Origin of the sequence: Kribbella kalugense, assembly GCF_004365875.1 — a bacterium.
Lineage (GTDB): Bacteria > Actinomycetota > Actinomycetes > Propionibacteriales > Kribbellaceae > Kribbella > Kribbella kalugense.
In genome coordinates this window covers 361,411-387,288 of sequence record NZ_SODF01000004.1, presented here as the reverse complement: position 1 = coordinate 387,288, position 25,878 = coordinate 361,411, and the positions used below count along the sequence as shown (strand labels likewise).

Below are 25,878 nucleotides of genomic sequence, written 5' to 3'. Positions count from 1 at the left end.
GTGGAGTGCTCTCGCTCACAGTGCTCCGGCGCGGGCTGCGGAAGCCACTTGCGTTCCACGATTCGAGACGGCAATATCGTCTCATGGACAACTCTAGCGGAGTCGGCGTTCTCGACAAAGCAGCCCTCGTTCTGTCCGCCCTGGAGTCCGGGCCGGCGACCCTGGCCGGTCTGGTGGCGGCCACGGGTCTGGCCCGTCCGACGGCTCACCGGCTGGCGGTCGCGCTGGAGCACCACCGTCTGGTCGGGCGCGACATGCAAGGCCGGTTCGTGCTCGGTCCGCGGCTCAGCGAGTTGGCCTCCGCGGCCGGTGAGGACCGGCTGCTGGCGACCGCCGGTCCGGTGCTGGCCCGACTGCGCGACATCACCGGTGAGTCGGCGCAGCTGTTCCGCCGCCAGGGTGAGTACCGGGTGTGCGTCGCCGCCGCCGAGCGTCCTTCTGGTCTACGCGACACCGTGCCGGTCGGCAGTCAGCTGACCATGGCCGCGGGCTCGGCCGCACAAATACTGCTTGCCTGGGAAGACCCGGAGCGGATGCACCGCGGCCTGCACAACTCTTCGTTCAACGCGGCCGCGCTCGCAGGCGTACGGCGTCGTGGCTGGGCGCACTCGGTCGGCGAGCGGGAGCAGGGCGTCGCGTCCGTATCCGCCCCGGTCCGCTCTCCCAGCGGCAAGGTGATCGCCGCCGTCTCGGTCTCCGGCCCGATCGAGCGTCTGTCCCGCCAGCCTGGCCGCATGCACGCCCCGGCCGTGATGGCCGCGGCCGAGCGACTTTCCGAAGCTCTCCGGCGCGCCTCCGAGTAGGTAGTTGTCACACACGGCCACCAGGATCACCATGAGGTAAATAGCCTCAAGGAGGTCCAACATGGAGCGGGACTGGCTGACTCTCGGCTGGAAGATGCTGCTGGTGCGGGGCGTGATCGCCGTCATCTTCGGCGTTCTCGCGATCGTGTGGCCGATCCACACGGCGATCGCGCTGGCGCTGCTGTGGGGCTTCTGGGCCCTCACCGACGGCATCGGCTCGATCGTGCAGGCGTTCCAGCCCGAGTCGAAGGGCAGCCGGCTCTGGCTGATCGTGCTCGCGGTGATCGCCTTGGTCGCGGCGTTCTTCGCGATCACCAGCCCGGGGATGACGGCGGCGACACTGACCTGGATCCTCGGGATCTGGCTGATCATCCGCGGCGTCTTCGAGCTCGCGGGCGCGTTCCGAAGCCAGCAGGTGATGCCACGCTGGCTCCTCGTCCTCAACGGCCTGCTGTCGATCCTGATCGGCGTCCTGTTCGCCGCCAACCCGGGCGCCGGCGCAGTCAGCATCGCCGTACTGCTAGGCGTCACAGCGCTGATCTGGGGCGTAGTCCTGATCGGCGTCGGCTTCTCGGTACGACGTGCATTGCCATCAGGACCAGCTCACTCCAGCCCGTCCCCGGCCTGACAGCCGCAGGACGTGCTCGGGACGAGCACGTAGTCGAGGACGTGCCGCGCCGCCGCGGGGTTGGAGCGATCCAGCAACAGTTCGACCGCGCGGCGGGCGGTCTCCTCGATCGGCTGGCGGACGCTGGCCAGCGGCGGGATCGTCACGGTGCACTCGCTGGTGCCGTCGAAGCCCATTACTGCAACGTCTTCCGGCACCCGCAGTCCCGCCTCCCAGGCCGCGAACAGTACGCCGAACGCCTGCTCGTCGGTCGAGCAGTAGATCGCCCGCGGCGGCCGCTCCTGCTTGAACCACGGCTGTACGGCGTCCCTCGCGGCGAACCGTGACACCGGGCTGGCGACGTACCTGGCCGAGGCTCGCGGGTGCTTCTCCAGCGCGCTTTCGATCCCTCGGCGGTGTTCCGACGTACCCGGTGAGTCTTCAGGTCCGGTGACGACGCCGAGGGTCCGGTAGCCGTGCGACAGCAGGTGATCGGTCGACGCCTCGGCGGCCGCGACATAGTCGATCGAGAGCGTCGACACGGTCACCCCGTCGGGCACGGGATGCAGAGCGACGACGGGTACGCCGGCGGCCGCGAACCGTTGGATCGCAGGCTCGACCAGCAACGAGACGAGCACGACCCCGTCGACCTTGCGCTCGATGAACGAGCCGATGTGGGCCGACTCCTGCTCGGGATCACCCGCCGAGTCACCGATGAGGAGCAGATGGTCGTGCTGCCGGGCGAATCCCTCCAGGTGCTCGGCGAGCGTGGCGAAGTACGGGTTGCGGATCTGCGGAATCAGCAGGCCGAGCGAGTACGTGCGTCCCGCGCTGAGTGCACGGGCAAGGATGTTGGGCCGGTAGTCCAGCTCCGCCGCGGCCTCCAGTACGCGCCGGCGGGTCTCCGCCGACACCGGCCGGGGGCCGTTGTTGAAGACGTAGCTGACCACTGCGGTCGACGTACCGGCGCGCTCGGCAACATCACGTGCGGTCGGCATCGCTCTCCCCATGAGGTGCAGCGTAAGCCTGTCCAGCTACGACGATGCGCGCCGTGATCTCCTCGGCCACCTGCTCGGCGTCGACCCCGGTGACGATCCGCACCGATCCATCAGGATCGGGAGTGAACGTGCTCTGCCCACCAACCGCAATCGTCACCCGTCCAACGTCGGAGAACGTGAACAGCTCAGGCCGGCTCAGCGCGAGAACGGCGACCGGGTCGTGCGGCACGTTCCACGTCTCGCTCCAGTACGCCCACCACTGCTCGATGTCCGCACCAAGTGCCGCGCCCAACGGTCCTGCTGCCCGGATCCGCTCGAGCCGCGACGCTTCGATCGTCACCTGCTGCGTGATCTCCAGCCCGGTGATCGTCGTCGGAATGCCCGCGCTGAGGACGATCTGCGCGGCGAGGTCGTCGGACTTGAAGTTGTGCTCCGACTTGTCGTCGCCGAACGAGCCGCCCATCACCCAAAGATGCCGGATCCAGCCAGCCACCTGAGGCTCTAGCTGCAAAGCCTTCGCCACATTGGTCAGCGGACCGATCGCGGCCACGTCGAGCTCACCAGGTTGCTCGCGTAGCCTCGCCACCAGTCGCTCTGGCGCGCTGTCCGACCTGACGCTCTCGCGCTCCAAGTCGTCGTGCAGCGTGCCCTCATGTCCGGCCCACCAGACCTCACGCCCCGACAATGTCTCCACAGCACCTGGTACGACGACCAGGTCGCGGCCGGCCAACGCGGCGTACCGTCGCGCGAGCTGGGCCCGCAGCCGCGTGTCGCCGTACACCGTGTGAACCTCGAGCAGCTCGAGGTCCGGGCTGCCCATGATCTGGGCCAGCGCCATGGCGTCGTCGACGTCGGAGCCGATATCGGTATCGAGAATGAGCTGGTGCATGGTCCCCTTACTTGAGCCCGCTGCTTGAGACGGACTGGACGAAGTACCGCTGGAAGCCGGCGATGACGACCAGCGGGATGACGGTGAGTACGACGGCGCCCGCGAAGACGAGACCGTAGTCGGCGAAGTTCTGACCCTGCAGGTTCGACAGGGCCACCGGGCCGAGGATGTGCTTGGCGTCGGTGCCGATCAGCAGCGGCCAGACGTACGACTGCCACTGGAACAGGAACAGCATCAGGCCCGCGCCGATCAACGCCGGCTTGGACAACGGCAGATAGATCCAGCGGAACACACCGAACCAGCCCAGCCCGTCCAGCCGCCCGGCCTCGACCAGTTCGGCCGGGATGCCGAGGAAGAACTGCCGCAGCAGGAAGATCGCCATCCCGTTGCCGATCCCGGGCAGCACGAGACCGGTGAACGTGTTCGTCAGATGCCAGTCGCGGAACATCGTCGACAACGGGATCGCGATCGCGTCGAACGGCACCAGGAAGCTGAGTACGACGATGCCGAACACGAGCCCGCGTCCGCGGAAGGTGAACGCGGCCAGCCCGAACGCCGCCGACGCACAGACCGCCAGGCCGATCACGACCGTTGCCGCGCTGACCAGGATCGAGTTGAGCGTCGCCCGGCCGACATCGCTGCTGATCAGGGCCGAGTAGTTGTGCAACGTCGGCTTCAACTCGAAGAACGTCTGCCACGACAACGTCAGGTGCGCGAACGTCTCCGAGCCCGGGCGCAGCGAGTTGGTCAGCACCCACAGCAGCGGCAGGAAGAACAGGATGCCGACGACTCCGCCGAGCGCGGACAGGCTCACGCGCCTCATTCGTCACCTCGCAGCAGCCGGAACTGCCCGGCCACGATCGCGAGCGTCAGGGCGACCAGGATGACGACCTCGGCCTGCGCGACGTGGATGTCGCCGATCGCGTACGCCCGGGTGTAGACGTCGTACATCAGGAGGTTGCTGTTGCCGTTCGGGCCGCCCTTGGTGAGGATCTGGACCGGCGCGAACACGAGCAGGTTCGACACCGTGTCGGCGACGAGTACGAACGCCAGCGGTCGGCGTACGAGCGGGAGGATGACCGACACCATCCGGCGCCACGCACTGGCGCCGTCGAGCAGAGCGGCTTCACGGACCTCGACCGGGACCTCCTGGATGCCCGCGATCAGGAACAGCATCCAGTACCCGACGCCGATCCAGGACAGCAGGAGGATCAGTGACGGCAGCACCTGACCGGACGAGGTGAGGAACGGCTGCGCGGGCAGACCTAGTCGCTCGAGTACGCCGTTCGCGAGGCCGTCCGGCCGGTAGATGACGCTCCAGATCACTGCCGACACCGCAGGCGGGGTGGCTATCGGCAGGATCACGAGGGTGCGCCAGAGCTTCGAGCCGGCGGCCTTCTGAGTGAAGAGGACCGCCAGCAGGAACGAGACGACGACCTGGATCGGGTTCACCAGGACGGTGAAGAGCAGCGTCACGCCGACGGACTGGCGGAAGTCCTTGTTCGACAGGAGGTCCGTGTAGTTGCCCAGCCCGGCGAACACCCGCCCGCCGCGCAGCAGGCTCTCGGTGTAGAAGCTCTCGACGACGGCCGAGATCGCCGGCACGATCCGCAGTACGGCGAGACAGACCAGCGCCGGCGCCAGGAAGGCCAGGGCGATCAGGCCCTGCCTCTGTTTCATTTGATGGACTTCCAGGCGTCAGTGAGCTGGCGGGTTGCCTCCTGCAGCCGCGTGTCGGGGTTGGTGCCGTTGCGGATGTCGGCGAACGCCTTGCCCATGACTTCCTCGAACTGGATGTAGCCCACGCTGACCGGTCGCGACACCGCGGTGTGCTCACTCTCGTACGTCGTGATCGCGGCAGCACCCGCGGTCTTGGCACCGGAGAAGGTGTCCATCTTCGGGGTGTACTGCTTCTGCGCCTCGACGTTGGCCGGAATGATCGTCGTCGTATTCGTGGTGGCCAGGTTGCCGGTCGGGTCCAGCGTCGCGAACTCGAGGAACTTACGAGCCATCCCCTGCTGCTTCGACGCCGGGTTGATGCCGAGCGACCACGACCCGGTCGGTGTGACCGGCTTGCCGCCCTGGAAGTACGGCAGCGGGGCGACGCCCCAGTCGATCTTCGAGCTGCCGAAGATCTTCAGGTCCCACGGACCGCCGACGAAGAACGCCACCTGCCCATTGGCGAACACCGGGCCGGTCTGGAAGCCGCCGATCCCGCGCGGCGAGAGTCCGCTCGCGAAGGTCGCGCCGTACCACTGCATCGCCTTCTTCCAGCCGTCGGTCTCGACCGCCGGGGTCAGCGCGTCGTCGCCTTCGATTCCGGATCCGCCACCGAGCGACTCGGCCAGCGGCTGCAGCTGGTAGTACGCCTCGGGCTGCTCCATGAACAGCCCGTACTTCGTCCCACCCGACTGCATCGCCTTGCGACCGGCCGCCTCGACCTGCTCCCAGGTCCAGCGCTGCTGCGGGTCGGCGGTCGGCGGCGTCACCTTCGCCTTGACCAGCGCGGTCTTGTTGTAGAAGAGGAACTGGGTCGAGTTCCACATCGGCAACGACCACAGCTTGTCGCGGAAGTGATTGGTCTCGTACGCCGTCGCGCTGAAGGAACTCTTGACCCGGCCGTCGAGGTCGCTCAGGTCGACCAGGAACCCCTTCGCGGCCAGCTGCGAGACCCGCGGCTCGTCGACCGTGTAGACGTCGATCCCGGCGTCCTTCGCGCTCAGCCGCTGCTGCATGGTCGCGTTGAACTGGTCGAACGGGATCTGCGCGTAGGCGACCTTGATCCCCGGATTCTTCGCCTCGAACGCCTTGATCACAGGCTGGTAGGTCTCGGCATTGTCAGTGCCCGTAAACGTAATCGTCCCGGCAGCCGGACCAGAATCGACCGCCGGCGCCGTAGCAGCCGGCGAGCCCCCACACCCAGCAACGAGCACCGCCGCAGCAACAAGCGCGACAGGAACAGCCAAGAGCTTCCGCTGCACAGCGATCCCCTTCCAGAGTTATCTAACCGGTTAGACTCTAAGCGGTTAGACCTGAAGGTGTCCAGCAGTTCGTAACACCCGTCGATCCCCCGCGATGACCTCGGTAGGAGCCGCACGGTTCCTGCCGAGGGGGCACTGATGGCTGCTGCGGAATTCCTGACAGACGTCGTCCGGGGGCGGATCGAACTGCTGCAACTGCTGGACGAGGGCGCGTACGACGCGGTCGTCGAGCGCGGCGACCAGCTGACCGGGGCGATCGTCGATCATCTTCAGACCACGACCGACCCGACGTCGGCGGGAGCGTTGCCGCTTCAGCTCCAGCTCGGCGCGCTGACCGCGGATGTGGCGCTGGCCAGGGTCGGTCTCGGCCGGCTGGACGAGCTGCGGCCGGCGCTCGACGAGGTGCAGACCGGATTCAGCTGGCTCCGGGACCAGGCCGACGTCGGCCTGTACTTCGACGGCGCCGTGTGCTGCCACGGCAAGACGAGCCTGGACGGCCTCTGCCTGAAGAGGCCGCCATGTGGCGAATGCTCCTAGCGGCGGGCGCCCGCGCGGCCGTCATCGTCCTCCCGATCCCGATCCTGACAGCGCTGTTCGCCGACGCGTTCACGCTGCGCTCGATCTGCGCCGGGTGTCTGGTCGCGCTGGTGGTCGTGGTCCTGGCCGGCCGGATCCTCTGGTTCGGCGACTACCTGCGCCGATGCCTGCATGGCGCCGGCCACGGAAACGGACGGGTACTGCGAGCTTGGACGATCGCTCGCCGTACCAGCAATCGCTTCCAGGGCGGGGACACCAAGCGGCACCTGCGACTACTGGAGCTGGAGGCACGCCGGCTCGATATCGTCCTGGTCGGTGGTTCGATCGCACTCGCAGCCTGGACCCAGCTCTTCGTCGCGAACTCCGCTCACCTGTCCGGACGGACCCTGAACCTGCTCCTGGCCGGCGCGGCGTGCCTGATCGGCGGACCGCTCGTGTGGCGGTCCGTGGGCGGGCACCTGACGATGATGGGACGAATCAGCGCGCTCGAGACCGGCTACACCCTGATCGCGGTGACGCTGGCCTCGATCGCCATCGATCTCGAGAACAGGACCGCGATGACGATCGCTCTGATCGCGATGCTGGTGATCGGCATGCGGGACCTGTCCGCGATCTACGGCTGGGTGGTCAGCACCCACCCGCTGCTCGACTTCGCCGCCGACGCTCCCAAGCACCAAGCCGCCGCCGAACCCACGCAACAAGAAGCGCCTCCCACTCTGACCGAGTAGGAGGCGCTTTCACTCTGGTAGCCCCGACGGGATTCGAACCCGCGCTACCGCCTTGAGAGGGCGGCGTGCTAGGCCGCTACACAACGGGGCCAGAGGATTGTCAGCCGGGCCTCTCGGCCCGGGCAACGAGGTTGAACTCTACCGATTCTCACCGGCGCGGTCCAATCCGCTGGGGTACTAGGACTCGAACCTAGACTAACTGAACCAGAATCAGACGGGCTGCCAATTACCCCATACCCCAAAGGCATTTCACCGTAGCTGGGAGGTTGTTTCCGCCCTCACCAACCCGGCTCGGAGAGCTTACCCGAGGCAGGGACCGGACGCCAAAACGGGTCGGCCCCGGCGGGTTGTCACTCCCGTCACACCCGTTTCTTGGCATCGGCGGTCAGGCCGAGCCGGCCCGCGATCCACAAAGCGACCGCACCGAAGACCACAAACTTGACCACATCGACCGTCACCAGCGACCACGGCGCGTCCTTCACACCGAGGCTGGCGCCGACCGTGTTGGTCAGCGCCGCGAAGACGAACGTGACCACGTTGTTCGCCGCGTGTCCGGCGATCCCGGCCTCCAGACCACCCGTGCGTACGGCGAGCACCGCCGCGACCAGGCCGAACGCGAGCCGGTCGACGAACAACGCCGGGCTCTGCCACGGCCAGATCCCGTGCGCCGCCGTGAACAGCAGAGCGGTCACCACGACCACGATCGCCGTACTCCGGATCAGCGCGCCCATCGCCTGCAGCATGTAGCCGCGGAAGTAGTACTCCTCCCCCGCGGACTGGAACGTCGACGTGAGCAGCGTGACGACGATCACCGCGGCCGCATCGGGCGCGGCGCCACCGCTGTGCCGCTCCCCGGTAGCGAGCTGGATGTCGCCGAACTGGACGATCGCCAGCGCCAGCAGCTCGATCACGATCGCCGCCAGCGCGAACCAGGCCAGCGCCCGCCACCGAAGCCCGCCGGCCACCGAGGACAGCAGCCCTCGCGGTTGCCGGTTGAGCTTCCGGGCGACCAGGATGCTGAGCGGGATCAGCACGATCAGCGACAGGTTCGTCGCCAGCAGCCCGAACCACGAGAGCGTGCCCTCGGGATCGGTCCGGATCGCCTGCTGGACGCTCAGGATGATCACGCTCGCGATCATCCAGCCGACCAGAATCGTCAGCGCCCCGAGGACGACGTACGCCCGGGGAGCATCAGGATTCCGGAGCAGGTCCTGATACCGCGACCGACCCTGCAACTTGTCCTGCACGGTCATGACGTCGTACGGCGAGCCTGCTCGAGCCGGCGGAGGGACTTCTCGCGGCCGAGCAGTTCCAGCGATTCGAACAGCGGCGGCGAGATCCGGCGACCGGAGATCGCTACCCGGACCGGGCCGAACGCGTTCTTCGGCTTCAGCCCGAGCCCGTCGATCAGCGACGCCCGCAGGGCAGCCTCGATCGCCTCGGTGTTCCATTCGACGTCCGCGAGCGCCTTGGCCGAGGCCTCGAGGACGGCGCCCGCGTCACCGGTCAGGACCTTCGCCGCAGCGTCGGGGTCGATGGTGAACTGGGCGTCGTCGACGAACAGGAAGCCGAGCATGTCGACGGACTCCGACAGCGTGTTCATCCGCTCCTGCACCAGCGGTACGGCGGCATTCAGCACGGCAAGCTGATCCGCCGACGGCTCGGCCGGCAGCACCCCACCCTGCGCCAGGAACGGCACCATCCGGGACGCGAACTCGTCGGCCGGCAGCATCCGCATGTGCGCGGCGTTGATCGCCTCGCACTTCTTCGGATCGAACCGGGCCGAGTTCGAATTCACCTTGCGGATGTCGAAGGCCTCGACCATCTCGTCCATCGTGAACACGTCGCGGTCGTCGGCGATCGACCAACCGAGCAGCGCCAGATAGTTGAGCAGGCCCTCGGGCAGGAAGCCGCGCTCCATGTACTCACCGAGACCGGAACCCTTGTCCCGCTTGGAGAGCCGCTTGTTGCCCTCGCCCATCACGAACGGCAGGTGGCCGAACCGCGGGGTCCGGCCGCTGCCGACGCCGATGTCGGCGAGCGCCTCGTACAGCGCGATCTGCCGCGGCGTCGAGGGCAGCAGGTCCTCACCACGGAGCACGTGGGTGATGTCCATCAGCGCGTCGTCCACCGGATTCACCAGCGGGTAGAGCGGGTAGCCGTTCGCCCGGACCAGGACGTAGTCGCCGAGGTTCTCCGGCAGGAAGGTGATCTCGCCGCGGACCAGGTCCTCGAACACGATCGGCCGGTCCGGCATCCGCAGCCGGACCACGGGCCGCCGGCCCTCGTCGACGTACGCCTGGATCTGCTCCGGCGTCAGGTTGCGGCAATGCCCGTCGTACCCGCTGTGCTGGCCGGCCGTGCGCGCGGCCTCGCGACGCTGGTCGAGCTCCTCCTGCGAGCAGTAGCAGTGGTACGCCTTGCCCGCCGCGAGCAGCTTGGCGACGACGTCGGCGTAAATGTCCATCCGCTCGGACTGCAGGTACGGACCGTACTCACCGCCGACCTCGGGACCCTCGTCCCAGTTCAGACCGAGCCAGCGCAGCGAGTTGTAGGTGTAGGTGTAGCCCTCGTCGGTGTTGCGCGCGGTGTCGGTGTCCTCGATCCGCAGGATCAGCTTGCCGCCGTAGTGCCGGGCGAAGGCCCAGTTGAACAGCGCACTGCGGATGTTGCCGACGGTCAGCAGACCGGTCGGCGACGGTGGGAACCGCACCCGTACCTTGCTCGGCTCCAGGTCGCCCAGCACATCGTCAGCCCGGTCAGTCACGCACGATCACCTTGTTCGTCAGAGTTCCGATTCCTTCGACGCTGACCGAGACCTCGTCGCCGGGCAGCATCGGGCCGACCCCCGCCGGGGTGCCGGTGAGGACCACGTCGCCGGGCAGCAGCGTGGTGAAGGAGGTGATGTAGGCCAGCACCTCCGGGATGTCGAAGATGAACTGCGACGTCCGCCCGTCCTGCTTGGGCTCGCCGTTCAGCTCCGTCGAGACGCGTACGTCGGACGCGTCGAGCTCGGTCGTGATCCACGGGCCGAGCGGGCAGAACGTGTCGTACCCCTTGGCCCGGGCCCACTGCCCGTCGCTCTTCTGCAGGTCGCGAGCCGTCACGTCGTTCGCGATCGTGTAGCCGAAGATCACCTCGTTGACCCGCTCCTTGGGCAGGTCGCGGCAGATCCGGCCGATCACGATCGCGAGCTCGCCCTCGAAGTTCAGGTCGTGGGTCTGCTCGGGGTAGACGATGCCGTCCCGCGGGCCGATCACGCTGGTGTTCGGCTTCAGGAAGATCAGCGGCTGTTCCGGTACGTCGTTGCCGAGCTCGGCGGCATGGGCCGCGTAGTTCCGCCCGACGCAGACCACCTTGCTGCGCGGGATCACCGGCGCGAGCAGCCGGACGTCGGCGAGTTGCAGCTTCTCCCCGGTGAACTGGACCGGCCGATACAGCGGGTCCGAGTCGAGAACGTTGACAGTGCCGGTGAGCCCCTCGGGGTCGTCGGTCTCGACGACGCCGTACTTCGGCTCGTCGTCCACGGAGAATCTGGCAATACGCACGGGCCGAGCCTACCGTCGCACGGGAATGAGACAGTTATCCGGTGACGATCGACATCCGGCCGGCCCTGCCCGAGGAGTACGACGCCGTCGGCGAACTGACTGTCGACGCGTACTCGCACAACGGTTACGTCCGCGGTGACTACGCGATGACATTGCGTGCAGCCGCCGACCGAGCGGCCAAGGCCGAGCTGTGGGTCGCGGCGGACTCGTCCGGTCTGCTCGGCACTGTTACCTACTGTCCTGTCGGCTCCGTCTACCGGGAGATCGGGCTCGACGACGAGGGCGAGTTCCGGATGCTCGGAGTCGCCGGACGCGCGCGCGGCCTCGGGATCGGGACGGCGCTGACCGAGCGCTGCATCGAGCGAACCCGCGAACTCGGGCTCCACCGGGTCGTGATGAGCAGCGCGACCTACATGACCACAGCCCACCGCATCTACGAGCGCCTCGGCTTCGTCCACACCCCCGAACGCGACTGGTCCCCCATCGCCGGCGTCGACCTCTTCGCGTTCGCCCTGGACCTGTGACTGTCACGCTGCCGTTCGCCGAATGGTCGTCGTACGCGGCAGACCACTCAGCCCGCGTCGACGCTCTGGTGGTCGGCCACCTCGACCGGCAGAAGCGCCGCGAAGCCCATCCGGTCGAGGACTTCCTCTTCACCTATTACTCGGTGAGGCCGAATCAGCTCCGGGTCTGGCACCCCGGACCTGGTGTCCGCCTTCTGGATGCTGCGCCGTACGGCGAACGTCGCGGTTATGTGGTCGTCGACGGGACTGCGTCTCTGGATCCTTTGGAAGTCGTACGCCGAGCAGACAGCATCACCTGGATCCGCGGGCTGCTCGGGTCCACGCTGGATCGCCAACCACAGTTCGGGTGCTTCGGTCTGCACGAGTGGGCGATGGTCTACCGGACGTCCGACGTACGGCATCAGAAGTGGCCGCTGCGGTTAGGTGCCGAGGGCACCGATCAGGTCGTCGAGTCGCACAAGATCGCCTGCTCGCACTTCGACGCGTTTCGCTTCTTCACCACTCCCGCCAGGCCTTTGAACGTGCTCCAGCCGACCCGCGAGTCCCAGCCGGCTCTGGAGCAGGGCGGCTGCCTGCACGCGAACATGGACCTCTACAAATGGGCGACCAAGCTGATGCCCTTCACCCCGAGCTCCTTGGTTTTGGAGTGCTTCGAGCTGGCCCGGGACATCCGCACCCTCGACATGCGTGCATCGCCGTACGACCTCTCGCCGCTCGGGTACGCCCCGGTCCAGATCGAGACGCCCGACGGCAAGGCGGAGTACACCGCCGCCCAACGAGCCTTCGCGGACCGCGCCCGCCCGCTTCGCCGCCAACTCGTAGCCGTCTGCGACCAGCTTCTCGGCTAGGCTCGCCGCATGGGAAAGTTCGTCGCTGTCGCCTTTGCTGCACTGCTGATCGCAATCGGCGGCGTCTGGACCTTCCAGGGCCTGGGCTACCTCAAAGGCAGCTCAATGACCGGCAGCACCATGTGGGCCACCATCGGCCCCATCGTGATGGCCTTCGGCGTAGCCCTGATCTACGTCGCCTACCGCGGCCCTAAGAAGCGCTGACCCGTAGCACTGCCCACTGGTAGTGCATGGCTTGCCCGTCGTCCCAGGTGAGCCACTCCTCCACGACGCCGTACCGCTCGAGCGCGGTCCGTAACGCCTCGTCGGTGCGGATGCTGAAGAACCGCCCGGCTCCATAGCCTTGGCCGTCCTCAAAGACTTCCTCGCGACCGTCCGCACTCCCCCAGAGCCCGATCGCCAGCGGCGCGCCAGGACGCAGTACGCGGACGATCTCCGCCAGCGCTTCGTCCAGATCCTCGTCGGCGACGTGCAGCAGCGTGCTCATCGTCCAGCCGGCGTCGAACGTCCCGTCCCCGAACGGCAGCTCGAGAACCGACGCCACCCGCGCATCCAGTCCGAGCGACCGGCACGCCTCGACGCTCGCCGGCGAGAGATCCACGGCGGTGTAGGCGAAACCCGCGTCGGCAATGGCCTGCCCATCGCGCCCCGGGCCGCAGCCGAGCTCGATGACGCTGTGCCGTCCTTCGTCGCGCAGTTGCTGCAGGTACGCCGTACGCCGGGCGACTCGCTGGTCCGGTAAAGCCCGGTCGGTGCGGGCCTGGATCTCGTTGGAGTAGTAGGTGATCAGGTCCTGCTCGCGCTCGCTGCGGCTCATGACTTGGTTGCTTTCAGTGCAAAGAGGAGTGGGATGCGGGGGGACTCGTCGGGTAGGCGCCACCAGCCGTTGGGGGTTTGGTGCATGTGGGGCCAGCGGGGCCATGGGAGTACTTCGGACTCGCGGAGGCTGGTGAGGTGGAGGCCGGTGGCGGCGAGCGTGGTGGTGATCTCGCCTAGGCCGTGGCGCCATTCGTAGCTGGTTTGGCGGCCGGGGACCTCGTCGCCGGTGTACGTGACAGTGGATTCGTGGGCGATCGGACCGCGGCCTTCCAGGTAGTCGGCGCGGAGCACGAGCTCGTCGGTCTCACCGGGCAGGGAGACCTCGCGGAGTGCGTTCAGCAACGGGTGGAACTCGACGATGTAGAGCGCGCCGCCCGGCTTGAGGAGGTCGCGGACGACCTCGGCCCACTGCTTCAGATCGGGCAGATAACAGAGCGCGCCCTTGCCGGTATAGACGATGTCGAACTGCCGATCGCCCACCGCCTCGGCTGCGTCGTAGACGTTCGCATGCACGTAGTCGACCTCGACGCCCGCATCATTTGCGATCTCGCGGGCAGCCTCCAGCGACTTCTCCGAGAGGTCGAGCCCGGTCGTCCGCGCACCCCGCCGCGCGAACTCGATCGTCTCCGTGCCCAGATGACACTGCAGATGCAGTACGTCGCGACCCTCGAGCGGCCCGAGATCCTCCCACTCATACTCGGCGAACCAGAACTCCGCCGGCCGATCGTAGAAGTCGCTCGCCGCATGCAACGGCGCCCGAGCATTCCAATCAGCCTCGTTGGCGGCCACCATCTCCCGCGCTTGCGCATCCAAAGTCACGCCGCCCAGTCTGCCTAAGCCCGGGTCCACTCACCGCCGAGCCTGTCCACAGGCGGGTCCACAGGACGATCCGCTTGGGTCCACAGGATTCACAGGGCTTGTTCAAGGTTTGTGGATAAGGTTGAATAAGGGTATGGCGAAGGTGGAGTTGCACCGGTGGCCCGGGCACCCGGACGGGTTCACCCGGGCGGAGCGGCTCGGCGGGTCGTACGAGCTGTACATCCCCGATCCGCTGGTCGGCCGCGACTTCGACCTGAGTGACGACGTACTCGCGGTGCTCGAGGACGCCGCCGGCGATCTGGCCCGGCTGGACGCGACCGCGGCCGTCCTGACCAACAGCGAGGCGCTGGCGCGGCTGCTCCTACGGGCCGAGGCCGTCGGCTCGTCGCACATCGAAGGGCTCGTCGTCGGGGCGCGACGGTTGCTGAAGGCCGACGTACTGCGGGAGACGACGCGGGACGTGACCGCCGAGGAGGTCCTGGGCGCGGTCGACGCGATGACCTGGGTGACCGAGTCCGTCCAGGCCGGCGACAAGCTCGAGGTCGAGCACCTGCTCGAGGCGCATCGCCGGCTGATGGCGCTGTCGCCGCACGCGGAGTTCGCCGGCGAGATCCGCTACCTGCAGAACTGGATCGGCGGCCGCTCCCCCGCCGAGGCGTACTACGTCCCGCCGCCGGCGCAACTGCTCCCCGAGTTGCTCGCGGACCTGATGACGTTCGTCCGCGAGTCGCGACTGCCGGTGCTCGCCAAGACCGCGATCGCGCATGCCCAGTTCGAGACCATCCACCCCTTCGCCGACGGGAACGGCCGGACCGGCCGTGCGCTGATCCACCTGATCCTGCGCGCCGAAGGCCTCGTCACCCGCACCGTCCCGCCGGTCTCGCTCTCGCTCGCCACGCACGCCGCCGAGTACGTCGACACCTTGACCGCCTTCAGGTACGTCGGTCGCGCGACGACCGCGAAGGCCCGAGCGGCGGCGAACCCGTGGCTGCACATGTTCGCAATGGCCTGTACGCACGCGACCGCGGAAGCTGCCCGCTTCGAACAGACCGCCGTCGACCTCAAGACCTCCTGGCGAGAACGCGCCGCGCCGGTCCGGGCCGGCTCCGCGACCGACCTCCTGATCGACGCGCTGCCCGCCGCGCCGGTCCTCACGCTCGCCGCCGCGGCTCTGCTCATCGACCGATCCCAGCAGGCCGCCAATCAAGGCCTCGCCCGGCTCGTCGAGGCGCGCGTCCTGCGCGAGGTCACCGACGGTCGGCGCAACCGCGTCTACGAAGCGCCCGAGCTCATCGACGCCTTCACCCTGCTCGAACGCCGCTTCGCCAGCCCGGCCGCCGATACGCGGATCGAGCCGCCTAGCAGACCCGTCCCGTCGAGGCCAGAACCGACACACCAGTGAATTGACTTTCGTCTCCAGATCGAGCAAGAATTCGAACACATGTTCGATCGTACAGGGGAGATGTGATGTCGGAGGCGTTCGACTGGGACATCCTGCATCGGCGGTCGGCGATGGCCATGGTCCGCGGCCAGCTCGGCTTCAGCTGGATGGTGCTGTCCGGCCGACTCGCGCAGTTGACCGACGATCAGTACTTCTGGCGGCCGAGCAGCGAGGCCTTGACCGTCGTACGGCGGCATTACGCCGGGCAGTTCCGATCACTCGGGTCCGGCGAGTGGGTCGCGCAGTGGCCGGACGAACCGGACCATCGTGGTCCACGGACGATCGCCTGGCTGATCGCCCACCTGACCGAGACGTTCTTCGAGCGCTGGGAGTGGACGTTCGGGGCCAGCGCACAGGGCCGCGCCGACATCACCCTGCATGGCAACGCGCAGGACGCAGTCGCCTGGTTGACCTACTGGGTCGAGGCCTGGCAGGACGCGATCGCGGCCTTGGATGAGGACGAGGTGATGACGGTCGGCCTGAGCCGGGCCAACGAGCTCGACGCCGGCGAGCCGTTCGGTCACGTCGTACTGCGGCTGAACCGCGAGCTGATCCATCACGGCTCCGAGATCATGACGCTCCAGGATCTCTATGCGGTCGCGGCGTGAGGACCACAAGATGTGCGACACGCGGCGTGGCGCTACCACAAGATCTAGATCCGTCCGTCTAGCATCACTACTGCTGGTGGTTCGGAGTGGCTTGCACCACAAGATGTGGGTCATTCCGAGGCAACAGGGGAATCCGGTGCAACTCCGGAGCTGCCCCGCAACGGTGAGCGGACGTGCTGTCGTACGGCGTCCGCGAGTCCGGATACCTGCCATCGGCGCGGGCACCGCCGGTGCCCGCTGTCCGAGACCTCGCGGGTGGGTCGCAGGGCGTGACGGCAGTGATCCCGGCCGGTGCTGCCGGTCTCGTCGTGCGCCTGCTCGCGTTGTCCCGGGCTCCCGAACTCTTGTGGAGAACACACCTGTGACCCTTGCTTCCTCAACGGCTGCCTCCCCGTCCCCAGTTTCAGGGACCGCGGTGGACCAGCCGATCGAGCTCACCGTCATCCGTCGCGACGGCAGCAGTACGCCGTTCGACGCCACCAAGATCTCCGTCGCCGTGACGAAGGCGTTCCTCGCGGTCGAGGGCTCCGACGCCGGCGCCACCCACCGGGTCCGCGACCTGGTGACCGACCTGACCGGCCGGGTCGTGGGTGTCCTGACCAGCCGCGGCGACTCACGCCGCAGTGTGCAGGTCGAGGACATCCAGGACCAGGTCGAGCTGGCGCTGATGCGCGCGGGCGAGCATCAGGTCGCCCGCGCCTACGTCCTGTACCGCGAGGAGCGGACGAAGGCACGTACTCCGGCCGACGCGGCCGGTGTCACCGAGAAGCCGGCGCTGACGGTTCGCGCGGCCGACGGCAGCCAGGCCCCACTCGACATCGACCGGCTCCGGGTGGTCGTCGCCGAGGCGGCCGCCGGGCTGGACGCGGTCGACCCCGAGCTGATCCTCAACGAGACGCTCGGCGCCTGCTACGACGGCATCGCGCAGCACGAGGTCGACCTCGCGCTGGTGATGGCCGCCCGGTCGTACGTCGAGACCGAGCCGCAGTATAGCTTCGCCGCGTCCCGGCTACTCCAGGATCAGATCCGGCGCGAGGCGCTCGGCAGGGTCCACGGCGAGCCGCAGCAGGCCAGCCAAGCCGACATGACCGACGCCTACGTCGACTACTTCCCGAAGTACATCCAGGTCGGGATCGAGGCCGGGCAGCTCGACCCCGAGCTCGCCACCTTCGACCTCGACCGGCTCGCCGCCGCGATCAGGCCCGAGGCGGATCTGAACTTCACCTTCCTCAGCCTGCAAACGCTGTACGACCGCTACCTGTTGCACATCGGCAAGGTGCGCTACGAGCTGCCGCAGGCGTTCTTCCTGCGCGTCGCGATGGGGATGGCGCTGCGCGAGGACGACCGGGAGGCGCGGGCGATCGAGTTCTACGAGCTGCTCAGCTCGTTCCGCTTCATGTCGTCGACGCCGACCCTGTTCAACTCCGGCACCACCCGGCCGCAGCTGTCGTCGTGCTTCCTGACCACGGTCGACGACGACCTGGCCGGCATCTTCCACGGCATCCGCAACAACGCCCTGCTCGCGAAGTACTCCGGCGGTCTCGGCAACGACTGGACCCCGGTCCGCGGCATCGGCGCCCACATCCGCGGCACCAACGGCGAATCCCAAGGCGTCGTCCCGTTCCTGAAAATCGCCAACGACACCGCGGTAGCAGTGAATCAAGGCGGAAAACGGAAGGGGGCGGTGTGTGCGTATTTGGAGACTTGGCATATCGATGTCGAGGAGTTTCTTGATCTTCGGAAGAACACCGGGGACGAGCGGCGGCGTACACATGACATGAACACGGCGAACTGGGTGCCGGATCTGTTTCTGCAGCGGGTCGAGGCCGGCGGTGACTGGACGCTGTTCTCGCCAAACGAGGTGCCGGACCTGCACGACCTGTACGGCACGGCGTTCGCCGAGGCGTACGCCGGGTACGAGGCGGCTGCGGATCGTGGCGAGATCCAGGTCTTCAAGCGGGTCAAGGCCGTGGACCTGTGGCGGCGGATGCTGACTGTGCTGTTCGAGACCGGGCACCCGTGGATCACCTTCAAGGACGCCTGCAACCTGCGTTCGCCGCAGCAGCACAACGGCGTCGTCCACTCGTCGAACCTGTGCACCGAGATCACCCTCAACACCAGCGTCGAGGAGACCGCGGTCTGCAACCTGGGCTCGGTCAACCTGGTCGCGCACCTGACCGAGAACGGCCTCGACGCCGACCTGCTCCGGGACACGGTGAAGACCGCGGTCCGGATGCTCGACAACGTCATCGACGTGAACTTCTACACCACCCCCGAGTCGGAGCGGGCGAACCAGCGGCACCGCCCGGTCGGCCTCGGGCTGATGGGTTTCGCGGACGCGCTGTTCGCGCTGCGGATCCCGTACTCCTCGGACGCCGCGGTCGAGTTCGCGGACAGCTCGATGGAGCAGATCAGCTACCACGCGATCGAGGCGTCGAGTGAGCTCGCGGCCGAGCGCGGCCGCTACTCGACGTACGACGGATCGCTGTGGAGTCTCGGGATCCTGCCGATCGACTCGCTCGACCTGCTGAAGACGGCCCGCGGTGGTGACGTGATCCTGGACGAGACCACCAAGCTGGACTGGGAGTCGCTGCGTCAGAAGGTGCTCCGCGACGGCATGCGGAACTCGAACGTGATGGCGATCGCGCCGACCGCGACGATCTCCAACATCTGCGGGGTGAGCCAGTCGATCGAGCCGACGTACAGCAACCTGTTCGTGAAGTCGAACATGTCCGGTGAGTTCACCGTCGCCAACCCGTACCTGGTCGCCGACCTGAAGGCGCGCGGACTGTGGGACCAGGTGATGGTGTCGGATCTGAAGTACCACGACGGCGTGCTGGCCGGAATCGAGCGGATCCCGTCGGACCTGCGGGAGCTGTACGCGACGGCGTTCGAGATCGAACCGCAGTGGCTGATCAAGGCGGCATCGCGCCGGCAGAAGTGGATCGACCAGGCGCAGTCGCTGAACCTGTACATGGCCAAGCCGTCGGGTCGTGCGCTGGACGAGCTGTACCGATCGGCGTGGCGCTATGGCCTCAAGACGACTTATTACCTGCGTTCCCAGTCAGCAACCCATGTGGAGAAGTCGACACTGAAGGGCACCGACGGCCGCCTCAACGCCGTACCCGTGTCTGTCCCGGTGCCGGTCGACATGCCGCTGCCCGAGCCCACCGGAGCTGTCTGCTCCATCGACGACCCGGACTGCGAGGCCTGCCAGTGAGCGCCATTTCGATCGGAGCGGCCCGGGTCGAGGTCGCCGACAAGGCGATGATCAACTCGCGGGCCGACGTCAACCAGCTGCTGCCGTTGAAGTACACGTGGGCCTGGGAGAAATACCTTGCCGCATGCAACAACCATTGGATGCCGACCGAGGTCTCGATGCAGGCCGACATCTCCCTGTGGAAGTCGAAGGACGGCCTGACCGAGGACGAGCGGCTGATGCTCAAGCGCAACCTCGGGTTCTTCGCCACCGCGGAGTCCCTGGTGGCGAACAACATCGTGCTCGCGGTCTACCGTCAGCTGAGCAACCCCGAGTGCCGGCAGTACCTGCTGCGCCAGGCGTTCGAGGAGGCAGTGCACACCCACACCTTCCAGTACATCTGTACGTCGCTCGGGCTCGACGAGGGCGAGCTGTTCAACATGTACCGCGAGGTGCCGTCGATCTCCGACAAGGATGCCTGGGCGCTGAAATACACCCAGCATCTGGAGGACCCGGACTTCCGGACGGGTACGCCGGAGGCCGACACCGCGTTCCTGCGGGACCTGATCGCGTTCTACGTGGTCTTCGAGGGGATGTGGTTCTACACCGGGTTCGCGCAGATCCTGTCGCTCGGCCGGCGGAACAAGATGGTCGGCATCGCCGAGCAGTACCAGTACATTCTGCGGGACGAGTCGATCCACCTGAACTTCGGCATCGACTGCATCAACCAGATCAAGCAGGAGAACCCGCACCTGTGGACGGCCGCGTTCCAGGCCGAGGTCCGTCAGATGCTGGCCGAGGCATGCGAGCTGGAAGTCGCGTACGGTCGCGCCACGATGCCGAACGGGATGCTCGGCCTGACGTCCGAGCTCTGCGAGCAGTACATGCACTTCGTCACCGACCGCCGCGCAGAACAGATCGGTATCGATCCGATCTTCGGTGAAACGCGGAACCCGTTCGGCTGGATGTCAGAGGTGATGGACCTGAAGAAGGAGAAGAACTTCTTCGAAACACGCGTCATCGAGTACCAGTCCTCCAGCGGACTAAGCTGGGACTGACCCGAACTGGGAGGCCCGCGGCGCAACTCGCCGCCCCGCGGGCCTCCCGCCTCAGAGCTAACCGGAGTGTTCCGCCGGGCCTTGTTTGCGGATGAAGTCGAGTGCGGTGCGAGCGACTTCTTCCCAGCCGTGGTCGATCACGAGCGAGTGACCACGTCCCGGTATTTCGACGAACTCAGTCACGCCGGTGTTCTTGCTGTGCTGCTTGTACGCCGCGTGCGTGATCGCATGCGGGACGGTGTGGTCCTTCTCTCCGGAGATCAGCAGGATCGGCCCACGGTTCTCGGCCTTGTAGTCGACCTTGGTCTCGCTGAACGGGTTCAAGTTCGCAACCGCGGCCTGGAAGATCGGTACGCCGGACGCCGCGACGTGGAACTCGTCGTACAACTGCCGGGCCTCCTCCTCGTCGAGGTTGTTCGCCCAGCCGTACTTGAACTCGTCGAACGTCAGCGTCACCGACCGCCGCGCGTTCGCCGGGTTCCCCAGCACCGGCGAACCCGACTTCAGCGCCGACGCCGGCAACGGCAGTACGCCGCGACCCGGAGCCGGATCGATCGCCACCGTGACGGCCGACGCGCCCTCCCCCGCGATCTTCTGCGCGATCAGACCGCCGAACGAATGCCCCACGACAGCAGGCTTCTCGTTCAGCCGGCCGATCGCATCGAGGTAGTGATCAGTGACAGCCTGCACCATCTTGTGCGCGAACACCTCGGGGTGATCGCGCGCTTCCGCGACCGTCTCCGGGTCGTCCGGCCAGCCGGGCGCGACCGTGCTGTAGCCGTTGGCCTCGAACAGTCGCCGCCACCGATCCCAGCTGCTGGAGAGCAGCCAGAGACCATGGATGAACACCACGGGTTGCTTGCCGGACGCGTTCGCCTGCTCGACCTCGGACTGCTCGCGATCGGTGAGCGACATGCTGCCTCCTAGGGCTTGTATGGTCGCGACGCTAGTCGCGCAAGACCGGCCTGACCATGGGCAGCTGACCTACCGAATTCAGCCAAGCAGGGCGATGATCTCCGCGGTCGTGCCGGACTCCCCGAGCCGAGGGAAGATCCGTGTCAGCGAGTGCTCGTGGGACTCCGCAGCGAGGTCGGTCATCGCGTCGGTGGCAAGCGTGACGTGGTAGCCGTGCTCGTACGCCGCACGCGCGGTCGACTCGACGCCGATGCTGGTGGCGACACCGGTCAGCACGATCTGCGTGATCCCACGGCGACGCAGGTGTACGTCGAGATCGGTGCCGTGGAAAGCACCCCAGTTCCGCTTGGTGACGATGATGTCGTCAGCGTTGCCGGCCAGCTGGTCGACGATCTGGTCGGCTCCGGGCGGCGGCGTACCACCGGCCGCACGGGATGCCTGTTCGGTGCGACCGGTCAGCCGATCGGCGCCGTCCGCGGCAAAGCTGACCCGAACCAGAACCACCGGAAGGTCGTGCTTACGGAAGGCGTCGGCGAGCTCGACGGTCTTGCTGATCACGTCGGCCGTGCTGTGCGGCGCACCGGGGAGTACGGCGACACCGTTCTGCAGGTCGATGACGACCAGGGCGGTCTTCGGGTCAAGGGTGGTGACGGACACGGGTGAACCTCTCTATTCGGGTAGTTCCAGGAGGGTGACCAGCACGAGCAGACCGGACACGACGAGCAGGAAGATCGCCAGGTCGTGCAGTCCGGCCGTTGTCGCGCCGTACTGGAAGAAGTGGGCGTTGGCCGCGGCCGAGATGAGCGCACCGACGTACACGCAGGTGCGCAGCAGGCCCGCGGACGAGCCGATCCGGGTCGGATCGGCCTGCTTGTAAAGGGCAGTCTGGTTGGCCAGGTTGTTGAGGCCTTGGGGAACGCCGGCGATGACGCCGACCAGAGCGAGGATCCAGATCGGCGTACTCGCTCCAACGAACAGCTGGGCGGTCGCGGCCAGGACCAGAACGATGCTTCCGGCAACGAGCTTGCCGCGGATCTGCGCACTCCGGCCGGTGAACGCGGTGACCAGGACGGCGGCCAAGGACAGTGGCAGTAGAAGGAGTCCGGCCGACGAGGCACCGAGACCGCGGCCCTCCTCGAGCCATTGGGTGAAGCCGTAGAGGAACGAGTACGTGCCGACGAACGCGAGCACCTGCCGGGAGTACGTCAGGATCAATGGGCGGTTGCCACCCAGTACCCGCAGATCGATGAACGGAGCCAGCACCCGGAGCTGCGCGACCACGAACGCAACGCCAAGAACCAGCGCGAGCACCAGCAAGTACCACCGCGACACTCGCGGTTGCATCAGGAACAGCATCGACGAAACCAGCGTCGCGGTGAACAACGCGATCCCCGCATAGTCCAGTCCCCCGGCGCCGCGCGACCGCGCCCGCCGTGGCAGCCAGAGCGAGCCGAGTACGACGCAGATGATCGACAGCGGGACGTTGATCGTGAAGATCAGGTGCCACCCGCCGAGCCCGATCAGCAGACCGCCGAGCGTCGGGCCGATCACTGCGATCACCTGGTTCGCGATCGACAGACTGCTCAGGATCGCCGCGGGCGTATCCATCCCGGTGCGGTCGGCCTCGCTGCGGATCAGCGACATCGCCGCTGGGTACGCCGCCGACGTACCGAAGCCGAGGAGGACTCGGGAGGCGATGAGTACGCCGAGGTTCGGCGCGAGCGCCCCGAGGAGACCGGCGATTCCGACCAGCGACGTGGCGATCAGGTAGAGCGGCCGCGGCCCGAACAGGTCGACCAGGCGACCCATCACCGGCTGGCCGACCGCAGTAGCGAGGTAGAGACCGGTGACCAGCCACGCCGTCTGCGACGGAGGTACGCCGAACGCCGCGCCGATCGGGATCAGCGCCACCGCAAGCATCGACGAGTTGATCGGATTCAGGACCGAACCGACGAGCATCGGTGCGATCAGTTTCCGGTCAAAGCGGAGCGGTTGTGTCAACGCTCCGTCGCCGCCTCGATGGCGTTGTCGAGCAGGGCGAGGGCCTTGAGGATGGTCAGTCGCTCGGCCTCGGTGCAGCGGTCCTGCAACGTCCGCGCCAGCCATTCCTGCCGGACCTTGCGATCACCTTGCAGGCGGTGCCGACCGGCAGTGGTCAGCGACACGACCTGGCGACGGCCGTCCTGGGGATCCGGGTGCCGCTGGATCAGGTCCGCCTCGCGTAGCGCGGCCAGGATCGCGGCGATCGACTGCGGCCGGATCCGCTCCGCCGTGGCCAGTTCGCTGGCCGACGCCGGCCCGTCCTTGTCGATCCGGCTCAGCACCGAGGACTGCGACGGGGTCAGGTCGTCGGTGTCGGCAAGCTCCTTCAGCCGCCGCTTCACCCGGCCGAAGACCACCCGCACCTCGCTCGCGGCCTGCGCCGCGGAGGCAGAAATCCGTTCGCTCACACCACCACAGTAAATTAGACAGCCTGGACTGTCCAGTTTGGACTGATCAGTTCGAGCTGACGACGACGTCCAGGACGCCGATCACCTTCTGCAGCCGCGCGGAGACCCGGCCGGCGTCGAAGCCGTTGCCCTCGACCACGATCCGCAGCTCACCGCGGTCCAGCGACAGCGCGAGCTCGCGAACGTCGTACGGGTTCAGCAGTACGGCGATCCGCGCCAGCATCCCGCCGGTCTCGACAACCGTGGCAGTGAAAACTGTGACCGTTCGCTCGACCGCGAGCAGGCTCATCGGACGACCTCCTTGTGACGCAGCAGACCGAAGGTGAAGCCGTCGACCAGCGCCTCCCAGGACGCCTCGACGATGTTGTGCCCGACCCCGACGGTCACCCACGAACCCTCGCCGTCCGCGGTCTCGATCAGAACTCTGATAACGGCGTCCGTACCGTGGCCCTGGTCGAGGATGCGGACCTTGTAGTCGACCAGCTCGAACTTGTTCACCACCGGGTAGGCCCGCTCGATCGCCGTCCGCAGCGCGTGGTCGAGGGCGTTCACCGGGCCGTTCCCCTCCCCCGTCACGATCTCCCGCTCGCCGCCCGCGACCAGCTTCACCGTCGACTCGGACACCGCCTCGCCGTCGGCGCGCGACTCGGTGATCACCCGCCACGACTCGACGTCGAAGTACGACGCACGCGCGCCGGTGACCTCCTCGGTCAGCAGCAGCGAGAACGACGCGTCCGCAGACTCGAACGTGTATCCGCGAGACTCCATCTCCTTGACCCGATCGGCGACCCGGCTGACCAGCTCCCGGTCGTTGCCGAGGTCGAACCCGAGCTCGCGGCCCTTCAGCTCGACGCTCGCCCGGCCGGCCATCTCCGAGACCAGCATCCGCATGTCGTTGCCGACCCGGGACGGATCCGTGTGCTGGTAGAGATCCGGGTCCACCTTGATCGCGCTGGCATGCAGGCCCGCCTTGTGGGCGAACGCGGACAGGCCCACGTACGGCTGCCGGGTCGACGGCGGCACGTTCGTGACTTCGGCGATCGCGTGCGCGATCCGGAACGACTCGGCCAGGTTGCCGGGTGGGAGCAGTTGCTGCTCCCGCTTCAGTTCGAGGTTGGCGACGACCGCGAGCAGGTCGGCGTTCCCGGTGCGTTCGCCGTACCCGTTGATCGTGCCCTGGACGTGCGTGACGCCGGCCTCGACGGCGGCGATCGAGTTCGCCACCGCGCAGCCGGCGTCGTTGTGACAGTGGATGCCGAGCCTTGCTCCGGTGGATTCGAGAACATCCCGTACGACGTCCTGGAGTTCCCGGGGCAATGTCCCGCCGTTGGTGTCGCACAACGCGACCACGTCGGCGCCGGCCTCGGCGGCCACTCGTACTACTTCGAGTGCATACGCGCGGTTGGCGCGGTACCCGTCGAAGAAGTGCTCGGTGTCGAGGAAGACCCGCTGACCGTTCTCACGCAGGTGGCGGACGGTGTCGCCGACCATGGCGAGGTTCTCGTCGAGCGTCGTCCGCAGCGCGCGCTCGACGTGCGCATCGTGGCTCTTGGCAACGAGTGTGACGACACCCGCACCGGAGTCGCGCAGCGCGGCGACCTGCGGGTCGTCGGCGGCCGCGGTCTCCGGCTTGCGGGTCGCGCCGAAGGCCGCGAACGTCGCGTTCCGCAGGTGCAGCTCGGTCCTGGCCCGCTCGAAGAACTCGGTGTCCTTGGGCACCGCACCCGGCCAGCCGCCCTCGATGAACCCGACCCCCAGCTCGTCCAGGTAGTGCGCGATGGCGATCTTGTCGGCCACCGACAGCGCGAGCCCCTCCTGCTGCGCGCCGTCGCGCAGAGTCGTGTCGTAGACGTGGAAATCGTCCGAGATGCTCATGGGGGTCGGCCTTCCGGAGGGGACTGTCGGTTCGATATCAGGCAAACAAAAAACCTCCCGCAAGGTGCGAGAGGTCTGCGCGCTCAGGTACGGCTGGCTGAGCGCGCCTAGGAAATAATCACCCGATAGTGCTTCATGACGTTTTGCAGTCTGCCACACAATGTCCGCGTGGTGACGAGAATGTCTCGCATCACGAACATTCAGTACTCCAACGGGTACTGGAGTTCAGCC

Annotated in this window: 27 protein-coding genes, 2 tRNA genes and 1 riboswitch; of the genes, 11 read left to right on the top strand and 18 right to left on the bottom strand. The window is 67.3% G+C overall.

Annotation, left to right across the window (positions count from 1 at the left end):
* Positions 1 to 83: 83 nt before the first annotated feature.
* Entirely contained in the window at positions 84 to 803 is a 720-nt protein-coding gene (locus EV650_RS39135) for an IclR family transcriptional regulator (RefSeq protein WP_134124286.1), read from the top strand.
* Between the two features lie 61 nt (positions 804 to 864).
* The gene (locus EV650_RS39130) at positions 865 to 1,431 is read left to right on the top strand and encodes an HdeD family acid-resistance protein (protein ID WP_134124285.1); all 567 of its coding nucleotides are present in this window, start codon (positions 865 to 867) and stop codon (positions 1,429 to 1,431) included.
* Here the strand turns inward: EV650_RS39130 and EV650_RS39125 are convergent.
* Genes EV650_RS39125 through EV650_RS39105 form a run of 5 tightly spaced genes read right to left on the bottom strand, consistent with a single transcriptional unit; the run spans position 1,407 to position 6,230 of the window.
* Positions 1,407 to 2,420, bottom strand: a complete 1,014-nt coding sequence (locus EV650_RS39125; RefSeq protein WP_134124284.1) for a LacI family DNA-binding transcriptional regulator — start codon at positions 2,418 to 2,420, stop codon at positions 1,407 to 1,409. The two genes, EV650_RS39130 and EV650_RS39125, sit on opposite strands and share 25 nt — an antisense overlap.
* Positions 2,392 to 3,297 carry a nucleoside hydrolase gene (locus tag EV650_RS39120; protein WP_134124283.1) on the bottom strand — a complete coding sequence of 302 codons (906 nt, stop codon included), beginning with the start codon at positions 3,295 to 3,297 and terminating at the stop codon, positions 2,392 to 2,394. Before EV650_RS39120 ends, EV650_RS39125 begins: the two co-directional genes overlap by 29 nt.
* A 7-nt stretch (positions 3,298 to 3,304) precedes the next feature.
* A complete protein-coding gene (locus EV650_RS39115) occupies positions 3,305 to 4,120 on the bottom strand; it encodes a carbohydrate ABC transporter permease (RefSeq protein WP_134124282.1) in 816 nt (271 codons plus the stop codon).
* Positions 4,117 to 4,977: a carbohydrate ABC transporter permease gene (locus EV650_RS39110; RefSeq protein WP_134124281.1), complete on the bottom strand. Its 861-nt coding sequence runs from the start codon at positions 4,975 to 4,977 to the stop codon at positions 4,117 to 4,119. Before EV650_RS39110 ends, EV650_RS39115 begins: the two co-directional genes overlap by 4 nt.
* Positions 4,974 to 6,230 (bottom strand): sugar ABC transporter substrate-binding protein, encoded by a 1,257-nt coding sequence (locus EV650_RS39105; protein ID WP_255512135.1) that lies wholly within the window; start codon positions 6,228 to 6,230, stop codon positions 4,974 to 4,976. Before EV650_RS39105 ends, EV650_RS39110 begins: the two co-directional genes overlap by 4 nt.
* Positions 6,231 to 6,416: 186 nt before the next feature.
* Between EV650_RS39105 and EV650_RS39100 the strand changes: the two genes are divergently transcribed.
* Together EV650_RS39100 and EV650_RS39095 are read left to right on the top strand one after the other, a co-directional pair.
* Complete coding sequence (locus EV650_RS39100; RefSeq protein ID WP_134124279.1) at positions 6,417 to 6,815, top strand: hypothetical protein; 399 nt, start codon at positions 6,417 to 6,419, stop codon at positions 6,813 to 6,815.
* Complete coding sequence (locus EV650_RS39095) at positions 6,797 to 7,543, top strand: hypothetical protein (RefSeq protein WP_134124278.1); 747 nt, start codon at positions 6,797 to 6,799, stop codon at positions 7,541 to 7,543. Before EV650_RS39100 ends, EV650_RS39095 begins: the two co-directional genes overlap by 19 nt.
* A gap of 15 nt (positions 7,544 to 7,558) precedes the next feature.
* On the opposite strand, the gene EV650_RS39090 is transcribed toward EV650_RS39095, so the two are convergent.
* The 5 genes from EV650_RS39090 to EV650_RS39070 all read right to left on the bottom strand — a co-directional run bounded on the left by EV650_RS39090 (position 7,559) and on the right by EV650_RS39070 (position 11,091).
* Positions 7,559 to 7,634 (bottom strand) — tRNA-Glu (locus tag EV650_RS39090).
* A 78-nt stretch (positions 7,635 to 7,712) separates the two neighbouring features.
* Positions 7,713 to 7,784: transfer RNA gene (locus EV650_RS39085), tRNA-Gln, on the bottom strand.
* 118 nt (positions 7,785 to 7,902) lie between these two features.
* Complete coding sequence (locus EV650_RS39080; protein ID WP_134124277.1) at positions 7,903 to 8,796, bottom strand: CPBP family intramembrane glutamic endopeptidase; 894 nt, start codon at positions 8,794 to 8,796, stop codon at positions 7,903 to 7,905.
* Positions 8,793 to 10,310 (bottom strand): glutamate--tRNA ligase, encoded by a 1,518-nt coding sequence (gltX, locus tag EV650_RS39075; protein ID WP_238174763.1) that lies wholly within the window; start codon positions 10,308 to 10,310, stop codon positions 8,793 to 8,795. Before gltX ends, EV650_RS39080 begins: the two co-directional genes overlap by 4 nt.
* The gene (locus tag EV650_RS39070; protein WP_134124276.1) at positions 10,303 to 11,091 is read right to left on the bottom strand and encodes a fumarylacetoacetate hydrolase family protein; all 789 of its coding nucleotides are present in this window, start codon (positions 11,089 to 11,091) and stop codon (positions 10,303 to 10,305) included. Before EV650_RS39070 ends, gltX begins: the two co-directional genes overlap by 8 nt.
* A gap of 41 nt (positions 11,092 to 11,132) precedes the next feature.
* Between EV650_RS39070 and EV650_RS39065 the strand changes: the two genes are divergently transcribed.
* Genes EV650_RS39065 through EV650_RS39055 form a run of 3 tightly spaced genes read left to right on the top strand, consistent with a single transcriptional unit; the run spans position 11,133 to position 12,667 of the window.
* Positions 11,133 to 11,615, top strand: a complete 483-nt coding sequence (locus EV650_RS39065) for a GNAT family N-acetyltransferase (RefSeq protein WP_134124275.1) — start codon at positions 11,133 to 11,135, stop codon at positions 11,613 to 11,615.
* Entirely contained in the window at positions 11,612 to 12,463 is an 852-nt protein-coding gene (locus tag EV650_RS39060; protein WP_134124274.1) for a 3-methyladenine DNA glycosylase, read from the top strand. Before EV650_RS39065 ends, EV650_RS39060 begins: the two co-directional genes overlap by 4 nt.
* A gap of 9 nt (positions 12,464 to 12,472) precedes the next feature.
* On the top strand, positions 12,473 to 12,667 hold the full coding sequence (locus EV650_RS39055) for a hypothetical protein (RefSeq protein WP_134124273.1): 195 nt from the start codon (positions 12,473 to 12,475) through the stop codon (positions 12,665 to 12,667).
* Here the strand turns inward: EV650_RS39055 and EV650_RS39050 are convergent.
* Together EV650_RS39050 and EV650_RS39045 are read right to left on the bottom strand one after the other, a co-directional pair.
* Complete coding sequence (locus EV650_RS39050) at positions 12,654 to 13,280, bottom strand: class I SAM-dependent methyltransferase (protein WP_166678430.1); 627 nt, start codon at positions 13,278 to 13,280, stop codon at positions 12,654 to 12,656. The genes EV650_RS39055 and EV650_RS39050 overlap by 14 nt on opposite strands.
* The gene (locus EV650_RS39045; RefSeq protein ID WP_134124271.1) at positions 13,277 to 14,101 is read right to left on the bottom strand and encodes a class I SAM-dependent methyltransferase; all 825 of its coding nucleotides are present in this window, start codon (positions 14,099 to 14,101) and stop codon (positions 13,277 to 13,279) included. Before EV650_RS39045 ends, EV650_RS39050 begins: the two co-directional genes overlap by 4 nt.
* Before the next feature lie 133 nt (positions 14,102 to 14,234).
* On the opposite strand from EV650_RS39045, the gene EV650_RS39040 reads away from it, so the two are divergent.
* The 4 genes from EV650_RS39040 (at position 14,235) to EV650_RS39025 (ending at position 20,407) form a co-directional block, all read left to right on the top strand.
* Positions 14,235 to 15,503, top strand: coding sequence for a Fic family protein (locus EV650_RS39040; protein WP_134124270.1), 1,269 nt, complete (start codon positions 14,235 to 14,237; stop codon positions 15,501 to 15,503).
* A gap of 65 nt (positions 15,504 to 15,568) precedes the next feature.
* Positions 15,569 to 16,150: a DinB family protein gene (locus EV650_RS39035; RefSeq protein WP_134124269.1), complete on the top strand. Its 582-nt coding sequence runs from the start codon at positions 15,569 to 15,571 to the stop codon at positions 16,148 to 16,150.
* Positions 16,151 to 16,207: 57 nt separating this feature from the next.
* Positions 16,208 to 16,378, top strand: a riboswitch (cobalamin riboswitch).
* A gap of 187 nt (positions 16,379 to 16,565) precedes the next feature.
* Positions 16,566 to 19,370: a ribonucleoside-diphosphate reductase subunit alpha gene (locus EV650_RS39030; RefSeq protein WP_202875324.1), complete on the top strand. Its 2,805-nt coding sequence runs from the start codon at positions 16,566 to 16,568 to the stop codon at positions 19,368 to 19,370.
* Positions 19,367 to 20,407 carry a ribonucleotide-diphosphate reductase subunit beta gene (locus EV650_RS39025; RefSeq protein ID WP_238174762.1) on the top strand — a complete coding sequence of 347 codons (1,041 nt, stop codon included), beginning with the start codon at positions 19,367 to 19,369 and terminating at the stop codon, positions 20,405 to 20,407. Before EV650_RS39030 ends, EV650_RS39025 begins: the two co-directional genes overlap by 4 nt.
* Positions 20,408 to 20,464: 57 nt before the next feature.
* On the opposite strand, the gene EV650_RS39020 is transcribed toward EV650_RS39025, so the two are convergent.
* The 6 genes from EV650_RS39020 to cimA form a co-directional block, all read right to left on the bottom strand.
* Positions 20,465 to 21,322, bottom strand: a complete 858-nt coding sequence (locus EV650_RS39020) for an alpha/beta hydrolase (RefSeq protein WP_134124267.1) — start codon at positions 21,320 to 21,322, stop codon at positions 20,465 to 20,467.
* Between the two features lie 78 nt (positions 21,323 to 21,400).
* A complete protein-coding gene (locus EV650_RS39015; RefSeq protein WP_134124266.1) occupies positions 21,401 to 21,979 on the bottom strand; it encodes an isochorismatase family protein in 579 nt (192 codons plus the stop codon).
* 12 nt (positions 21,980 to 21,991) lie between these two features.
* Complete coding sequence (locus tag EV650_RS39010; RefSeq protein WP_134124265.1) at positions 21,992 to 23,281, bottom strand: MFS transporter; 1,290 nt, start codon at positions 23,279 to 23,281, stop codon at positions 21,992 to 21,994.
* 38 nt (positions 23,282 to 23,319) lie between these two features.
* A complete protein-coding gene (locus tag EV650_RS39005; RefSeq protein WP_202875321.1) occupies positions 23,320 to 23,772 on the bottom strand; it encodes a MarR family winged helix-turn-helix transcriptional regulator in 453 nt (150 codons plus the stop codon).
* 46 nt (positions 23,773 to 23,818) lie between these two features.
* A complete protein-coding gene (locus tag EV650_RS39000; protein ID WP_134124264.1) occupies positions 23,819 to 24,061 on the bottom strand; it encodes a hypothetical protein in 243 nt (80 codons plus the stop codon).
* Positions 24,058 to 25,647 carry a citramalate synthase gene (gene cimA / locus EV650_RS38995; RefSeq protein ID WP_134124263.1) on the bottom strand — a complete coding sequence of 530 codons (1,590 nt, stop codon included), beginning with the start codon at positions 25,645 to 25,647 and terminating at the stop codon, positions 24,058 to 24,060. Before cimA ends, EV650_RS39000 begins: the two co-directional genes overlap by 4 nt.
* Positions 25,648 to 25,878: the final 231 nt, after the last annotated feature.

What these genes read in the sequence shown, in the direction of transcription:
- EV650_RS39035 (WP_134124269.1), top strand. Translation starts at nt 15,569, where the DNA reads ATGTCGGAGGCGTTCGACTGGGACATCCTGCATCGGCGGTCGGCGATG.
- EV650_RS39080 (WP_134124277.1), bottom strand. Translation starts at nt 8,796, where the DNA reads ATGACCGTGCAGGACAAGTTGCAGGGTCGGTCGCGGTATCAGGACCTG.
- EV650_RS39000 (WP_134124264.1), bottom strand. Translation starts at nt 24,061, where the DNA reads ATGAGCCTGCTCGCGGTCGAGCGAACGGTCACAGTTTTCACTGCCACG.
- cimA (WP_134124263.1), bottom strand. Translation starts at nt 25,647, where the DNA reads ATGAGCATCTCGGACGATTTCCACGTCTACGACACGACTCTGCGCGAC.
- EV650_RS39095 (WP_134124278.1), top strand. Translation starts at nt 6,797, where the DNA reads ATGTGGCGAATGCTCCTAGCGGCGGGCGCCCGCGCGGCCGTCATCGTC.
- EV650_RS39135 (WP_134124286.1), top strand. Translation starts at nt 84, where the DNA reads ATGGACAACTCTAGCGGAGTCGGCGTTCTCGACAAAGCAGCCCTCGTT.
- EV650_RS39020 (WP_134124267.1), bottom strand. Translation starts at nt 21,322, where the DNA reads ATGTCGCTCACCGATCGCGAGCAGTCCGAGGTCGAGCAGGCGAACGCG.
- EV650_RS39010 (WP_134124265.1), bottom strand. Translation starts at nt 23,281, where the DNA reads ATGCTCGTCGGTTCGGTCCTGAATCCGATCAACTCGTCGATGCTTGCG.
- EV650_RS39125 (WP_134124284.1), bottom strand. Translation starts at nt 2,420, where the DNA reads ATGGGGAGAGCGATGCCGACCGCACGTGATGTTGCCGAGCGCGCCGGT.
- EV650_RS39055 (WP_134124273.1), top strand. Translation starts at nt 12,473, where the DNA reads ATGGGAAAGTTCGTCGCTGTCGCCTTTGCTGCACTGCTGATCGCAATC.
- EV650_RS39115 (WP_134124282.1), bottom strand. Translation starts at nt 4,120, where the DNA reads ATGAGGCGCGTGAGCCTGTCCGCGCTCGGCGGAGTCGTCGGCATCCTG.
- EV650_RS39100 (WP_134124279.1), top strand. Translation starts at nt 6,417, where the DNA reads ATGGCTGCTGCGGAATTCCTGACAGACGTCGTCCGGGGGCGGATCGAA.
- EV650_RS39050 (WP_166678430.1), bottom strand. Translation starts at nt 13,280, where the DNA reads ATGAGCCGCAGCGAGCGCGAGCAGGACCTGATCACCTACTACTCCAAC.
- EV650_RS39040 (WP_134124270.1), top strand. Translation starts at nt 14,235, where the DNA reads ATGGCGAAGGTGGAGTTGCACCGGTGGCCCGGGCACCCGGACGGGTTC.
- EV650_RS39120 (WP_134124283.1), bottom strand. Translation starts at nt 3,297, where the DNA reads ATGCACCAGCTCATTCTCGATACCGATATCGGCTCCGACGTCGACGAC.
- EV650_RS39130 (WP_134124285.1), top strand. Translation starts at nt 865, where the DNA reads ATGGAGCGGGACTGGCTGACTCTCGGCTGGAAGATGCTGCTGGTGCGG.
- EV650_RS39110 (WP_134124281.1), bottom strand. Translation starts at nt 4,977, where the DNA reads ATGAAACAGAGGCAGGGCCTGATCGCCCTGGCCTTCCTGGCGCCGGCG.